At 61.1% G+C, this 15,562-nt stretch carries 11 protein-coding genes; 7 read left to right on the plus strand and 4 right to left on the minus strand.

Annotated elements, in window-relative coordinates:
• The first annotated feature begins 28 nt into the window (after window positions 1-28).
• The 4 genes from EV679_RS13460 (at window position 29) to pgi (ending at window position 4,913) form a co-directional block, all read left to right on the plus strand.
• Window positions 29-481 carry a low molecular weight protein-tyrosine-phosphatase gene (locus EV679_RS13460; protein WP_278043811.1) on the plus strand — a complete coding sequence of 151 codons (453 nt, stop codon included), beginning with the start codon at window positions 29-31 and terminating at the stop codon, window positions 479-481.
• 386 nt (window positions 482-867) lie between these two features.
• The gene (gene galU, locus EV679_RS13465; RefSeq protein ID WP_068369698.1) at window positions 868-1,752 is read left to right on the plus strand and encodes a UTP--glucose-1-phosphate uridylyltransferase GalU; all 885 of its coding nucleotides are present in this window, start codon (window positions 868-870) and stop codon (window positions 1,750-1,752) included.
• An 8-nt stretch (window positions 1,753-1,760) separates the two neighbouring features.
• On the plus strand, window positions 1,761-3,047 hold the full coding sequence (locus EV679_RS13470) for a UDP-glucose dehydrogenase family protein (RefSeq protein ID WP_127774411.1): 1,287 nt from the start codon (window positions 1,761-1,763) through the stop codon (window positions 3,045-3,047).
• A 249-nt stretch (window positions 3,048-3,296) separates the two neighbouring features.
• Complete coding sequence (gene pgi / locus EV679_RS13475; RefSeq protein WP_068369692.1) at window positions 3,297-4,913, plus strand: glucose-6-phosphate isomerase; 1,617 nt, start codon at window positions 3,297-3,299, stop codon at window positions 4,911-4,913.
• A 59-nt stretch (window positions 4,914-4,972) separates the two neighbouring features.
• Here the strand turns inward: pgi and EV679_RS13480 are convergent, their stop codons facing one another.
• Together EV679_RS13480 and cadR are read right to left on the minus strand one after the other, a co-directional pair.
• Window positions 4,973-6,577, minus strand: coding sequence for a sensor domain-containing diguanylate cyclase (locus EV679_RS13480; RefSeq protein WP_130487494.1), 1,605 nt, complete (start codon window positions 6,575-6,577; stop codon window positions 4,973-4,975).
• A gap of 118 nt (window positions 6,578-6,695) precedes the next feature.
• Complete coding sequence (gene cadR / locus EV679_RS13485) at window positions 6,696-7,145, minus strand: Cd(II)/Pb(II)-responsive transcriptional regulator (RefSeq protein ID WP_415358631.1); 450 nt, start codon at window positions 7,143-7,145, stop codon at window positions 6,696-6,698.
• A gap of 184 nt (window positions 7,146-7,329) precedes the next feature.
• On the opposite strand from cadR, the gene EV679_RS13490 reads away from it, so the two are divergent.
• A complete protein-coding gene (locus EV679_RS13490; protein WP_242611497.1) occupies window positions 7,330-9,447 on the plus strand; it encodes a heavy metal translocating P-type ATPase in 2,118 nt (705 codons plus the stop codon).
• Window positions 9,448-9,912: 465 nt separating this feature from the next.
• Window positions 9,913-10,383 carry a GNAT family N-acetyltransferase gene (locus EV679_RS13495; RefSeq protein ID WP_068370053.1) on the plus strand — a complete coding sequence of 157 codons (471 nt, stop codon included), beginning with the start codon at window positions 9,913-9,915 and terminating at the stop codon, window positions 10,381-10,383.
• A 65-nt stretch (window positions 10,384-10,448) separates the two neighbouring features.
• Here EV679_RS13495 and EV679_RS13500 read toward each other — a convergent pair whose 3' ends face one another.
• Window positions 10,449-11,150 carry a DedA family protein gene (locus EV679_RS13500; protein ID WP_068369680.1) on the minus strand — a complete coding sequence of 234 codons (702 nt, stop codon included), beginning with the start codon at window positions 11,148-11,150 and terminating at the stop codon, window positions 10,449-10,451.
• An 88-nt stretch (window positions 11,151-11,238) separates the two neighbouring features.
• Window positions 11,239-13,014: an NYN domain-containing protein gene (locus EV679_RS13505; RefSeq protein WP_130487497.1), complete on the minus strand. Its 1,776-nt coding sequence runs from the start codon at window positions 13,012-13,014 to the stop codon at window positions 11,239-11,241.
• 206 nt (window positions 13,015-13,220) lie between these two features.
• Between EV679_RS13505 and EV679_RS13510 the strand changes: the two genes are divergently transcribed.
• Window positions 13,221-15,545: an EAL domain-containing protein gene (locus EV679_RS13510; protein ID WP_068369674.1), complete on the plus strand. Its 2,325-nt coding sequence runs from the start codon at window positions 13,221-13,223 to the stop codon at window positions 15,543-15,545.
• Window positions 15,546-15,562 lie beyond the last annotated feature (17 nt).

Here is a 15,562-nt window from a genome sequence, read left to right on the forward strand (position 1 = left end):
TGCCGTGGCAACACCGCAGCTGCTCGTGATGTGTACGGGTAATGTCTGTCGCAGCCCCATTGGGGAAGTCATGCTGCGTCATCATTTGGCCTTGGCAGGTGCCGATGCCGAGGTGTTTTCTCGTGGGCTGGGTGCGCCGGCAGGCCGTGCGCCGCATCCGTTTGCGGTGCAAGTGTCGGATGCGCATGGCGTGTCGATTCCCGAGGACAAACGCGCAGCGCAAGTCAACGATATCGACCTGCGCATGGCAGTGGCTGTCCTGGTGATGGATAACGGCCATCGCCATGAAATTCAACGGCGTTATCCCTTCGCCAGTGGCAAGACCTTCCTGATGGGGCATTGGCAGGGTAACAAGGAAATCGAGGACCCCATCCATTCTCCGGTGGAAGCGTTCGAGCAATGCTGGGTGGATATTGACGAGGGTTGCCGCAGCTGGGTAGAAAAGCTGCTGGAAATGGGCCTGATCAAGCGCAAGGCTTGAGGCGAGCACTTGCACGAGCGAACACCGCCGAGCACGGCGTTGATGCATAGCATGCTGCGCCTGTCGATGTACCAGTAGGGCTGGGATGAATGATGCCCCGGGCAAGTAGCGTGTTGGATTTGATCGCGCTCATGGCCGGGGCTATTTTTTGCTCGACGGAATGTATCCCAATATGTCGAAATGCCTATAATTAATGATGATTTTTCTGGGTGTTTCCGGCCCGTAATGGGGAATCTGGTACAAAAGCGTAGATGACCGGGCAGGACGACGCGCCCTTGGTGATAAGGGATTGATGCAAACTCCCTCTACGTGGTGGGCTGCTTGCGGATATGTTTCCCGCATATGCCCCAAAATCCCCGGTTTTCCCGAATTCGATTGGAGTAAATGTGAAAGTTACCAAAGCCGTTTTGCCCGTTGCGGGCCTGGGTACCCGTTTCTTGCCGGCCAGCAAGGCCATTCCCAAGGAAATGGTGACCGTGGTGGACAAGCCCGTCATCCAGTATGTTGTGGAAGAGGCGCTGGCTGCGGGGATAGATGAGATCGTGCTGGTGACCCATGCCAGCAAGCGCGCGATCGAAGACCATTTCGATACGAATTACGAGCTCGAGGCCGAACTTGAACGGCGCGGCAAGCAGGAGCTGCTGCAAGTCCTGCGCGATATCGCGCCTGCGCGCCTGAAAGTATCGGCGGTGCGCCAGGGCCGCGCCCTGGGCCTGGGGCATGCGGTTGGCCGCGCCCGTGAAATAGTCGGTGATGCGCCGTTCGCCGTGATGCTGCCTGACGTACTGGTGCCGCATGATGGCCAGCCTGATCTGGCCGGGATGGTGACGCGCTATGCGGCTGGCGGGAACGCGCAAATTCTGGTCGAACCGGTGCCGGAAGAGCTGGCGCACCAGTACGGTGTAGTAGACCTGGGCGGCGCGAAACTGCAGGCAGGTGATGCCGCGGTGATCCGCCAGGTCGTGGAAAAGCCGCCACGTGGCCAGGCGCCGTCCAACCTGGCAATTGTTGGGCGTTACGTGTTGCCGCCCCGGATTTTCGAACTGTTGGAACAGACGAAGCCAGGCGCAGGCGGCGAAATCCAGCTGACCGACGCTATTGCCGCGCTGATGCGCGAGCAGGGCACCGAGGCCTGGCATATCAGTGGCCGCTCTTTCGATTGCGGCAGCAAGATCGGCTATCTGGAAGCGACGCTGGCCTATGCGTTGCGCCACCGGCAATTGGGCAATGAGTTTCGTGGCCTGCTGGCCCAGTATTCCAAGCAAGGCTGATTGCGACCATGTATCTGGCGATCTATGGTGATACGACCGGTGCGCTTGTGAGTGCCGGCGCGCTGGCTTCGTCCGGCCATTTCGTGGCCTTGCATGTGCCTGGCGGGCGGGCGGCTTTCCAGGCGTCCGAAGTGCCCAGCCGTGAGCCCGGGCTTAATACCTTGCTGGCCGAGCAATTGGCAGCAGGTACACTGGTCGTGGAAGAGATGGAGGCGCCGCTGCGCCCGGAGGTTGCCGTTATCTGGCTGGCGCTGGCGCCGGCGCAGTTCGAACTGGCCTATAACATCGTGGCGCGCTTGCAACCGCGCAGTGACGCACCCTGGCTGGTCGTGAATCAGTCCACCTTTCCGGTGGGCAGCAGCGAAGCCTTGCAGGATGTGCTCACCGAGGCGGTGGGCGAGGGCGATGATGCGGTGCTTTGCCTGCCTGATTTGCTGGTCGAGGGGGCAGCGCTTGCCGGTTTTACCCGGGCTGAGCACTGGTTGGCCGGGTCGTCGTCATTCTGGGCGCAGCGCATGCTGGCGGAGATTCTGCGGCCATTCAACCGCCGCCGCGACAACATCATGTGGATGACGACGCGCGAGGCCGAGTTCACCAAGCTGGCGATCAGCGGCATGTTGGCGACGCGTTTGAGCTTCATGAACGATATGGCGAATCTGGCCGATACTCTGGGTGTGGACATTGAAAATGTCCGCCAGGGCATGGGGGCTGACCAGCGTATCGGGCCTGCTTACCTGTACCCCGGGTGCGGCTTTGGGGGGCCGGCCTTTTCCCGTGACGTGTTGAGTCTGGCGCGCGAGCTGCAGCGCAGTGGCATGCAGTCGGAATTGCTCAATCAGGTCTGGCGTATCAATGAACGGCAGAAAGAAGTGTTGTTCCACAAGCTCTGGCAACATTACGGCGCCAATTTGCAGGGCCGGCGCGTGGCTCTCTGGGGGGCTGCCTTCAAGCCTGGCACGGCGCGCATAGACAATGCGCCGTCGCTGCGTCTGATCCAGGCGCTCTGGGCCCAGGGGGTAGAAGTGCATGTGCACGATCCCAAGGCCATGGCGGCGCTCTCTGGCTGGGCCAAGGAGCAGGGGCAGGCGCTGTTCCTGCATGACGACCCCTACGACGCCTTGCAGCAGGCCGATGCCTTGCTGCTGGTCACGGAATGGAAAAGCTACTGGAGCCCGGATTTTTCGCGCATGGCCAGACTGATGCGCCACGGCGTACTGCTGGATGGCCGCAATATCTGGGACCCGGAGTTCGTCAAGGAACGCGGTTTTATTTATCACGGCATTGGCCGGCATTGAGGCGCGGGGCCAGTCGCGACGCCCTCATGTTGTGGCCGGGCAGGACTGGCGCTTTCGGCAGGCGAGGCTGACCATGGGCCGAAGCACAAGCCTCGGCCCTAAGGCCGAGGTCAAACGAGGCATCATCCATACGGCGCCACAGGCGTCTCCATAGGGTGGCGGAGAAGCACCGGTCCTTGGGCTGACGCTTTTCACCGGGAACGATATTGCCGCGACGCTGGGCGCGTGCAACTTAGGATATGAATTGATATGAGCTGGAACGCATTGCTGCAGCATGCGCTGGACATGAAGGGGCGCCATATTGCATCACTGTTCGCCGGAGATCCGGCGCGCTTTGATGCCTTGCATTGCCGCTTTGGCCCACTGCTGTTCGACTATTCCAAGCAGCGCCTGCTGCCGCAGACCCTGGACCTGCTGTGCGAAGTTGCGCGTGAAAGCGGGCTGGAACATTGGATGGGCCAACTGTTTGGCGGCGCGCCGGTCAATGCCACCGAACAGCGTGCCGCGCTGCACTGGGCCTTGCGTGTGCCGGAAGACGTGCCCTGCGTGTTGGATGGCGAGGACATAGGCGCTCAGGTGCATGAACAGTTGCGCCACATGGAACGCATCGTGCGCAAGGTGCATGCCGGCCAGTGGCGCGGCGTGACGGGTGAAGCAATCACCAATGTCGTGAATATTGGTGTTGGGGGGTCAGATCTAGGGCCGCAGATGGTAAGCCGCGCCCTGGCGGCTGATTTCGGTGATACGCCGGTGCGCCTGCATTTTGCGTCCACCATGGATGGCAGCCAGCTGGCTTATCTGCTGCGCACGCTCAATCCGCATACCACGCTGTTCATTATTTCCTCCAAGTCATTTACCACGGTGGATACCCTGGCCAATGCCGATACCGCCTTGCATTGGCTGCGCCGCTCGCTGGGCAATATGGAAGGGCTGTTACGCTGCCATTTCATCGGCGTGTCGGCCGTGCCGGAGAAAATGACGCAGTGGGGCATCCCACGGGAAAACCAGTTGCGTATCTGGGATTGGGTCGGCGGCCGGTTTTCACTGTGGTCGGCAATCGGCCTGCCCATTGCGCTGGCGCTGGGCATGGATGGTTTCCGCAGTCTGTTGCGCGGCGCCCGCGATATGGATGAGCATTTCCGTCATGCTCCCTGGCGCGAAAACCTGCCGGTGCTGATGGCCTTGATCGGTGTCTGGAATATCAATGCGCTGGGAGTGCATGCCCTGGCTGTCTTGCCTTACGACGGGCGTTTGCACCATTTGCCGGCTTATCTGGAACAGCTGGAAATGGAGTCCAACGGCAAGAGCATCGGCCGGGATGGCAAGCCCGTCAGCCGGGCGACTTGCCCCATTATCTGGGGGGGCGTGGGCCCCAATGCGCAGCACGCTTTTTATCAGCTGCTGCACCAGGGGACCGAAGCTGTGGCTTGCGATTTCATCGTGCCGGTAAGGCGCTATCGCGAACAGGCGTATACCGAGGCCATGCGCGAGCTGGTGGCGCAGCATGAGCTGGCACTGGCCAATTGCCTGGCACAGTCTCGCCTGCTGGCCCTGGGCGATGCCGCATTGCCGGGCGCGGTGACGGATTTGCCGGTGCACATGCGCTATCGCGGCAATCAGGCCTGCTCCACGCTGCTGCTCGATGAACTGTCGCCATACAGCCTCGGCGCCCTGGTTGCCATGTATGAGCATAAGGTGTTTGTGCAATCAGTCATCTGGGGCATCAATCCGTTCGACCAGTGGGGCGTGGAAATGGGCAAGCGCATTGCCACTGAAACGCTGGCGCGCATCCGGGCCACGCAGGAAGATGCCAGTGGAACGGATGTTTCCACGGCCGGCCTGTTGCGGCAGATCCGCCAGGCCTGAAGGTCAGTCCCCACCTCCAGGTATCGGCGGCCCTTGCGGCGCAGGGCGGCCGGGCGGCCTCAGGAAACAATGCCTGTAGGATGCAATGCCGGCGCGGCCTGCCCATGCACTTCGACACGGTTGCGGCCATTGTGCTTGGCCTGATACAGCATGCGGTCGGCATACTTCAGGACTGCGCCGATATCGGCATCATCTTCCGGCCAACAGGCCACCCCCAGCGAAATCGTGATGTGGCCGACGGTGGTGAATTCAAGGGTTGCTATCCGCTGGCGCAGGCGCTCCGCCACCTGGCCCGCCAGCGCTTTGCTGGTATTGGGCAGGAAGATCAGGAATTCCTCACCGCCAACACGGCAGGGCAGGTCCATGTGCCGGGATGACTGCAGCATTTCGTGAGCCAGGGTTTGCAGCACGGCGTCGCCAGCATCGTGGCCATAGGTGTCATTGACCCGTTTGAAGTGGTCGATATCGACGGAAATGATGGAAAAACCCTGACCGGTCTGGCGGCTGCGCGCGAGCGCGGTATCGAGGCTGCGGCGATTGGGCAGCCGCGTCAGCGGGTCGGTTTCTGCATCTTCGCGCAACTTGTTGATTTTCTGGTTCAGCAGGGTGATGCCCAGCAGCATGACGCGTTTGAGTTCCTGGGCTTCGAAGTACCAGGATTGCACCCGCTTGATCTTGTTGCCGGTGTTCGGGTCTTCCATGTTCCCGGCTTCGTTGGCAAGTAATTGCAAAGGCTGCGACACCTTGCTGGCGCACCACCAGATCACCAGGAAAATGATGATGGCGAAAGGAATGGTGCGAAACAGCATTTTGCGCATCAGCGCGTCGAGTGGAGCAAGCGTTGCCGTGAGCGGCCGCTGGGCGACGATACCCCAATCGGTCAGCGGCATGACGGCGTAGCCGGTGATCATTTCCACGCCCCGGCTGTTGGTGATCACGGCGCTGCCGGATTGTTCCCGCAGCAGGTTTGCAACAGTGGCGTTGTGTTGGACGGTTTCGCCTACACGCACATTGTCCGGGTGATAAAGGATGGTGCCGTGCCGGTCAACGACATAGAGGTAGGAGCCATCCCGGTAATAATGCGTGCCCAGCAGGCGGTTCAGGATGCTGTCCTGTTTCAGGTAGATGGAGCCGCCCACGGTACCCAGGAAACTGCCGTCGCTTCCGAAAACCGGTTGTGATATGAAGACCAGGAAATTGCCGACAGTGGAAAGGTAAGGTTCGCTGATGAGCGGTTGACGCAGTTCCAGGGCTTCGTGGATACCTGGTGTGTTAAGACGGCGTCCGATGAGCCCCAGTGTGTTGGGCGAAGTCGCCAGTACATCGCCATCAGCGTCGGTAATGACGACGGAATTAAAGCTGTCGGTTTGCGTATGCAACCGGGTGGCTTCCACTCCCAGATACGCGGGTTGTTCCATATGGGTGGCAAGCAGTTTGGCCGCGACATGCAATTGCTGCAGTGATGAAACCAGGAACTCATTGGTGCTGGTGGCCAGCTTGTTGGCGTACAGATAACTGCTTTCCAGCGTTTGGTCGATCAATTGCTGGCGCTGGACGGCATAACCGGAATGAAAGGTACTGACCAGTGCGGCAAAAGCGCTGATCAGGGAGAGAAAAAGGATCAGGCGGCGAAGATTGATTCTGGGCGCAAGGGGATTGAGCATCCTTGGATTCCGGGCAAGGCGGGTTCAAGCGGCACTGGCACTGGGCTGGCGCGCAACGGTGGCATTATCCCGCGTATTGGCCGGGGCTGTCTGCGCAGACGAGGCAGCAACAGGGTATTTATGGATGTACGTGTACGGTTTGTTGACTATGCGCCCTTGGGTCGCCATCACATTGGGCGCAATGGGAAAGCCCTTGAATGATGGCGCATTCCTCTACCGGATGGTCGCCATTGCACTGACGCCGCAAACTGTCCAGGCGCGCGCGCAGATCACTCAGCGCCGCCATGCGCTGTTCGATTTCCTCTATGTGCCGGTCCAGTAGCGTGTTGACCTGCAGACACCCTTGGCGCGGCTCTTCGCGCAAATCCAGCAAGGCGCGGATTTCATCGAGCGACATATCCAGTGATCGGCAGTGGCGGATGAACAGCAGCCGTTCATGATGCTCCGCCCCATAGACCCGATAGTTGCTGCTGTTGCGCTGGGGCGGCGGCAGCAGACCGATTTGTTCGTAGTAGCGGATGGTTTCCACGCCACAGCCGGTGTGCTGGGCGAGCTGGCCGATTTTCATGACATCCTCCATGGCGTTAACACGCTTGGCAGTGGGGCTGCAGGGCAGCCGAGCGGCAGGCCGCCTGCATATATGGCCTGCTTTGCCGCCACCTTTTCCATGGTTCTCATTATAGCGCTTGACCCTGTAGCCACTATAGGGTTTGTAATGGGGGCAAGATCAAACTGCAAGCAGGATGCATGCTATGGACAAGATTCAAGCCCAGGCGGCCAGGCACGGCCAGCACGATCATTCTCACGATCATGGCCAAACCCATGAAGGGCATGCGCATGGCACGGTGCAGCACGACCACGACCATGCACGTGCCGATGCCTGCTGCGCGCCTGGGGGGAGCGTTGCAGGCGCGACATGTGCAGCGGAAGGCGGTGGTGATGCATTGGCATGTTGCGACCATGGTGGCCACGGGCATGGCGCTGGTTTCGGCTGGCTGCTGTGGGTAGCCGGCGCGGCAGCACTGGGTTCTGAAATTGCCCACTGGACCTTGGGCGATGGCAATTGGCTGGTGTTGCTGCTGGCCGTGGTTGCCATCGCGTGCAGTGGATTTTCGACCTATAAGGCAGGCCTGGCGGCACTGGTGCGCCTGGACCTGAACATGAACGCCCTGATGACAGTGGCCGTCACGGGCGCTGTTCTGATCGGCCAGTGGCCGGAAGCCGCCATGGTGATGTTCCTGTTCACATTGGCCGAACTGATCGAGGAACGTTCGCTGGAACGGGCCCGCAATGCCGTACGCACTTTGATGGATATTGCGCCGGAAACGGTGGATGTACAGCAGGCGGACGGCAGCTGGCTGTCGCGGGAGGCTGCGCAGGTGCCGGTGGGCAGCCTGGTGCGGGCCCGTCCGGGTGAGCGTATCGCGCTGGATGGCGAAATCGTCGAAGGCCAGGCCGCGCTGGATCAGTCACCCATTACCGGTGAGAGCCTGCCGGTGGAAAAAGGGCCAGGCGATAGCGTATTTGCCGGCAGCATCAATACATCAACGCTGGTGATCTACCGCAGCACGGCGCCCGCAGATGGCTCCAAGCTGGCACGCATTATCGCTGTGGTTGAAGGAGCACAGGCCAGCCGTGCGCCGACCCAGCGTTTTGTGGACCGCTTTGCCCGCATCTATACGCCGGCCGTGTTCGTCATTGCGCTGCTGGTTGCGATCCTGCCGCCCTTGCTGCTGGGCGGCGCCTGGATGGACTGGATCTACCGTGCGTTGGTGCTGCTGGTCATTGCGTGCCCGTGCGCGCTGGTGATTTCCACGCCGGTCACGATTGTCAGCGGCCTGGCGGCGGCGGCTCGCGTGGGGGTGCTGATCAAGGGCGGCGTATTCCTGGAGCAGGGCCGCAAGCTGTTCTGGGTGGCGCTGGACAAGACCGGTACGCTGACCCACGGCAAGCCGGCGCTGACCGATATCCAGGTGCATGACGGCATGACGATGTCTGCGCCTGCCGATGCTGCACAGAGTGATGGCATGTTGGCGCTGGCGGCCAGCCTGGCCAGCCTGTCGGATCACCCGGTGTCGCAGGCAGTGGCGCGTCATGCTGCGGAACGCGGCCTGGCGCTGCAACAGGTGGAAGGCTTTGAAGCGGTCAGCGGGCAAGGGACGCAAGGCATCATCGGTGGCCGGGGTTACCGACTGGGCAATTGGAAACTGATGGCTGCGGGCGGGGTGGTGGATACGGCGGCCCAGGGCGCCATGGATGCGCTGGCCAGCGAAGGCAAGACCGTTGTGGCGCTGGCCTCCGGCACGCAGATGCTGGCCCTGTTTGGCGTGGCCGATACCCTGCGCGCCACCAGCCGCGAGGCGATCGGACAATTGCATGAATTGGGCGTTTCCACCCTGATGCTGAGCGGCGACAACCAGCATGTGGCGCAAGCCATCGCCCGGGAAGCCGGCATCGACGACGCCCGTGGCGACCAGCTGCCGGAAGATAAACTGAGCACGGTGCGCGGGTTGCAGGAACGTGGCAGGGTGGTCGGCATGGTGGGCGACGGCATTAACGATGCGCCGGCCTTGGCCCAGGCAGACATCGGTTTCGCCATGGGGGCCGCAGGTTCCGATACCGCCATGGAAACGGCGGACGTGGCATTGATGGATGATGACTTGCGCAAATTGCCCTATTTCATCAGGCTGGCACGCCGCACGGCCAGAGTGCTTTGGCAGAACATAGGCCTGGCCCTGGGCATCAAGGTGGTGTTCCTGGCGCTGGCCATTGCAGGTGAGGCCAGCATGTGGATGGCTGTCTTTGCCGACATGGGCGCCAGCCTGTTGGTGGTGTTCAACGGGCTGCGGCTGCTGCGTGCAACCCATTAAATACTGCGCCTTCCCGGCCCCGGGAGGCGCATGGCAGTGTCCTTGGCCTGGCCGTCATGTGCGGCCAGGCCAATTTGTTTGCTGGCCTGGCTTCGTGGTGCTGCCGGCAGGTGGCAGCCAACTGGGCGCAATAGATAGAGGCAATGGCTGTCTATTTGGATGTTGATCCGTTTCTATTGCTTGTGTTTTGGCTGCGCGTTGGTTGCCAACAGAATGCCGATATGATGCCTATTGCTTGCGCATTGACGCTGTATTCTGCATGGGCCGCGATTCAGGCTTCTGCCAACAAGGTGGTCTGTATTAATCGTTGAAACTGGTACGGTTGCTCAGTCCGCTGCGACGTTATAAATCCTGTTCTTCATGTCGGCAAGCCGATAGCTGAAGAACACGGACAGGCACAGGCCGGTGCGATAGGGGTGCCGCCTGTTCCAGATGACAGCAAACAGCAACGAGGATTTTGCAGCGATGAGTGCAGCACAAACAGGGCTTACTGTCCGCCCGGCTACCCAGGACGACTACGAGCAGTGGCTTGCCTACTGGAACGGCTACCAGACTTTCTATGGTGTGCAGCTGGGCCTGGAAGTGACCCGAACGACCTGGAACCGGTTCTTTGACCCTGACGAGCCCGTGTACTGCGCCGTGGCTGCGCAAGGCGGGCGGATTCATGGCTTCGTCAACTTTCTTTATCACCGTTCGACCTGGGGGCAGAACGATTATTGCTACCTGGAAGACCTCTACGTCGATCCGAATGCTCGCGGACGGCAAATTGGCAAGGCGCTGATCGAGTATGTGCAAGCGCAAGCCAGGGCGCGGCAGTGTGAGCGGCTCTACTGGCATACGCAGGAAACCAACCGTACCGCGCAGCGTCTGTACGACTGGGTGGCCGATAAGCCAGGCATCATTGAGTACCGGATGGCGCTGGCCAACGCCGTCTGATCTCTTTGTCAGGAACTCAGGGTCTGCCTGCGAGCTGTTTGCCCGCAGGCAGCCTGTCCTGTGTTTCAGTCCGGCTGGTTGTTGGCCGCTTGCATCAGCTTGCGGCCGCGGCGGCGCTGGATCCAGACCTGGGCCATGGGCAGCAGGACGGAAATGGCGATGATGGCCAGTGCCAGCAAGGTCAGGTTGTCACGCACGATGGGCAAGTTGCCGAACAGGTAGCCCGCGTAGACGAACAGCACCACCCAGAGCACGGCGCCCAGCATGTTGAACAGCATGAAAGTGCGATAGTGCATGCGGCTCATGCCTGCCACGAAGGGGGCAAAGGTGCGCACGATGGGCGCGAAGCGCGCAATGATGATAGTGGAGCGGCCATGGCGCTGGTAGAACTGTTCTGCCAGCATGAGATGGCTGCGCTTGAACAGCCTGGAATCAGGGTTGCTGAACAGCTTGGCGCCGAAATATTTGCCGATGGTGTAGTTCACCGTATCGCCCAGGATGGCAGCGGCCAGTAGTAACAACGCAATACCGTGCACATTCAGCGGGGTATCCGGCAGTGCGGCGAAGGCGCCTGTCATGAACAACAGCGAATCGCCCGGCAGGAACGGGGTGACGACCAGGCCGGTTTCGCAAAAGATGATCAGGAACAGGATCAGGTAGACCCAAACACCGTAGTCGCGTATCAGCTCCGCCAGGTGTGCATCTATATGCAGGATGAAGTCGAAAAGATAGACGAAAAAATCGCTGATGTAGCTGAAGAATTCCATTACGGGTCGGATTCGGGTTCGGCGCCTGGCGCGGAGCTGAAAGCATAACGCGTCGCGTGATGCTGCGGGAGGACGAGAGGCCCAGGTTTCAATCCTGGGGGGTATGGCTGGCCGTCTTGGTAGCACGTGGCTTGCGCCGACTGGTTCTTTTCTCCGTGGCGGCCACAGCCGGGTCGCCTGCATTACCGGCGGTGGCGGCTGCCGCGTCTGCGGCCAGTGACACGCCCGCGCTTGTTCCCTGGGCAGGTTGCCTGGCTTCCTTCCCGGCGCCTGTGGCGCCGGAGGTCGCTGCCGTGGCATCCGTGCGGGTCCGGCTTGCCTGGGGCTTTTTGGCTGGCGCTTTTGATGTTCGATTGCCCGGTGCTGCCTCGGCCGCTTCTGTGGCAGCGCTTGCCTTGGCGGTTTTGGCGGCACTGCCTGCCCGGTGGGATCTGGCCGCAGGCCTGGACTTGACGGCATCGTCGGCCAGGCTTGCGGCCTGGGCTGCGTCGCTTGTGCGGCTGTCAGGGGCGGCGCCAGGTTCACTCAAACGTTGGGGGGTATCAGTGCCGCCAGGATGAGCACCAGCGCCCACGCTGCTGCTGTCACCAGGGTTCACGGCTGGCTGGCTGGCATGGTCGGGTGTCGGTTGGCCGACAAGGGAGGGGGCGACACCGCTGCTGGCCGTTGCCCTGTTAGCGGCATCTACCGCTGGGCTAGCCGATGCGCCTGCATCAGGCTGTGCCTCGTTGCCAGTCTTACCGCCGTTGCGGCGCCGGCCGGTTGCTTGGCGGCTGGACTGGCGGCCCGGTGCATGGGGGGGCACCGGCTGTGGCGGGGTTTCCTGTGGAGCCGCGGTGGTGCTGGTCGAGCCTGCTGCAGACGTGCTTGCAGCGGGTGCCGGTATCGAGGCCTCTACCGTTGCCTGGGTGTCCGGATTGCCGGAATGGGCTGGGCGGTTTTTTGTCCGCGCTTGCTGGCGCTTGTCGCCTTCGTGTTTGCCTGTGTCGATGGCAGGCGCTTCCTCGCTGGCGGCATGGCGGTCAGTGCCGGCGGAACTGCCGTCACGCCAGATATAGGTGCCGGAGCGCTCGTCGCGGCCAACCCGCAGCAGGCCGCGCGCCTGCGCTTCTTCCAGCAGGTTGCCGAAGGCGCGGAAGCCATAATAGGATTCATTGAAATCCGGGCGGCGGCGCTTGATGGCGTCCTTCAGCACGGAAGCCCAGAGCTTGCTGCCGTCCCCGCGCTCCGAGGACAGCGCATCATAGGTTTCCATGGCGATTTCCAGCGCCTGGGCGCGCCGGGTTTCCAGGTCTTCACGGCGCGGGCGGGCATCGTCCTGTCCGGCGCCGCGTTTGGCCTGGCTGCTGTCGCGTCCGCTCTGGCGGCCGCTACGGCGTGCCTGTTCGCGCACCAGGTCGTCATAGAAAATGAATTCGTCGCAGTTGGCAATGAGCAGGTCGGAGGTGGATTGCTTCACGCCCACGCCGATCACCTGCTTGGCATTTTCCCGCAGCTTGGACACCAGCGGAGAAAAATCGGAGTCGCCACTGACGATGACGAAGGTATCGACGTGCGATTTGGTGTAACAGAGGTCCAGGGCATCCACGACAAGCCGGATATCTGCCGAGTTCTTGCCTGATTGGCGCACATGGGGAATTTCGATCAACTCGAAATTGGCCTCGTGCATGGCGTTTTTGAAGCCCTTGTAGCGTTCCCAGTCACAGTAGGCCTTTTTCACCACGATGCTGCCTTTCACCAGCAGGCGCTCGAGCACCGGACGGATATCGAATTGCTCGTATTGGGCATCGCGCACGCCTAGGGCGACATTCTCGAAATCGCAGAAAACGGCCATGCTGATGCTGTCACTATTGCCTATAGCCATGCGTGAAAGTCCCGAAAAACTATACAAAAACTGCATATTAATGCGTTTCTATGCGAGAGACGTGCAAAAACTCGAATTGCTACGATGGCTATCGCTGTAACACCTGGTGTATAAATCAGCCTAATCGCAGTACGGCTGAACCGCTAGGACGATTCTGGGTTCGCTCTAAGGTATTTCGCGGCTGGATTGCAAGAGAGAGCGTATCAATGGAAAAAGAAGAAGACTTTGGTACGTGCGATGAAAGACTTCCCCTGGCATGGCTGGAGGAGGCTGCGGTGTCCATGGTCTTCATAGACCAGGCGGGCCGTATTTATTTTTTCAATCGTGCGTCCGAGCGGCTCTGGGGCTATGAGCGCTCAGAAGTGATGGGGCGTGATGCCGGATTCCTGCTGCCGGGGGCATTGCGTTGTGGCAGCGCGGTGTTTAGCAGCCTGCAACCGGCGCAAATCGACAGCGAACAGGCCGATGCCATGTGCTCGGCACAAGGCCGGGATGTGCGTGTGGCGCGCAAGGACGGCAGCTACATCAATGCGGTGATGGCGCGCGTGCAGCTCGGTGACGGCAGCAGCCTGCTGATCAGCCTGTGCCGTGGCGTGCTGTGCGACGAAGCCAAGCTGGAACCATGGAAAAAACTGCAAGGTGGTGACGGCTGTCAGCTCTGGTCGCCGCATGAGCAGGCGCACCAGGCGCAGGAACAGAAGATCCGGGAACTCGAACGGGATATGCTGGCGGCGCTGACCAGCGGCATGTCCTTCGAAGAATTGGGGCGGTATCTGTGCCAGCTGGTGCATGGCATTGCGCCTGATGTCCTGCCGTCTTTGATGACCGTGGACCAGGAGGCTGGCACACTGCAGGACTGGTTCATGAGCTACCTGCCGCCAGGCTATACCGGCGCCATCGTCGGGCAAACCGTGGGAGAGGGCGCAGGCAGTTGCGGGACGGCCGCTGCCCGCGGCGTGCGGGTGCTGGCCTACGATATTTCCACGGATGCGCTCTGGAAGGAGTTCCGTGCAGTGGCGCTGGCTCATGGCCTGCATGCCTGCTGGTCGTATCCGATCAAGCGGCGCGACGGCAGCGTGGCGGCAGTGTTTTCGTTCTATTCGCGCGACGCACGCTGGCCTTCCGCATTGCACGAACGCATTATCAGTGCCTGCGTGCATTTGTGCGCGCTGGCTGTGGAGCGCGAGGAAAGCCGCCAGCAGATGGCCAGGCTGGTGCAGTCCGATTCACTGACGGGCCTGCCCAATCGCGGTCGGCTGCATGATTACGTCGATGCGCTGCTGCGCCGGTCGCCCGAGCAGGAAATGGGGTTCTTCTGCCTGGATATCGACCGCTTGCAGGATATCAATGGCACGCTGGGCCATGTGGCCGGCGATCATGCCTTGATACAGATTGCCAATGCCCTGCAGCGCGTGTTGAAGTCAGGGGAGTTCCTGTGCCGTGCCGAAGGCGACCTGTTCGTTATCGTCATTCCCGGTTGCACCATCCGGCACGCGGCAGTGATGGCCGAGCGCCTGCTGGCCGCCGTGCGCGCACCCATCAATTTGGGCGGGCACCAGCTGAGCATGTCTGCCAGCATCGGCATTAGTCACTATCCGGACGGCAAGCTGGACCGCGATACGCTGTTCAATAATGCCAAGAATGCGATGTACCGCGCCAAGCAATCCGGCGGCGATGCTTATCAGTTCTTCAGCCCCGAAATGAATCAGCTGGCACGCAGCCGGTTGTTGCTGGGTGCCGCCTTGAAGCGGGCCATTGCCGATAACGCCCTGACGCTGGCGTATCAGCCGCAGGTTTATACCGCCAATGGCAAGCTGCATTGCATGGAAGCTCTGGCGCGCTGGCACGATCCCAAGCTAGGCGAAGTGCCACCAGGACGTTTCATCAATCTGGCCGAGGAAATCGGGCAGATTGATGCCATTGGCGCCTGGGCCTTGCGCGAAGCCTGCCGCCAACTGGCGCAGTGGCGCAGCGAGGGGTTGGCGGTGCCTGCGGTGGCTGTCAATCTGTCGCCATTCAATTTCCGCAATCGTGATCTGCCCGACATGCTGGCAGGTCTGTTGCACGAATACGGCCTGGCAGGCACGGACCTGACCATCGAAATCACCGAAAGCGCGATGATGGCGATGACGCCGGAGATGCAGGATCTGCTGCACCGTATCCGGCAGTTGGGCATCGGCTTGTCGGTGGACGATTTCGGCACCGGCTTTTCCAGCCTGTCCAACCTGGTCAACCTGCCGGTGACCGAGGTCAAAATAGACCGCAGTTTCATCAGCAAGAGCCAGGAGGATCCACGTTTCCAGGCGCTGGTTGCCGCAGTGATTGGTATTGGCCGCAGCCTGGGCCTGGCCGTGGTGGCCGAAGGGGTGGAAACCCGGGGCCAGTGCGAATTGTTGGTGGCGTACCGCTGTCCGGTGTCGCAAGGTTATCTTTTCTCGCGCCCGTTGCCGCCGGCGCAGGTGCCGGCCTGGTTGAAGCAGCTGGAAAGCGATAGCGGCTTTATTTTCCAGCGCTGCCAGAACGGCGAGTGACGCAGGCGCCAGGCTTT

The organism is Kerstersia gyiorum, assembly GCF_004216755.1.
Classification (GTDB): Bacteria; Pseudomonadota; Gammaproteobacteria; order Burkholderiales; family Burkholderiaceae_B; genus Kerstersia; species Kerstersia gyiorum.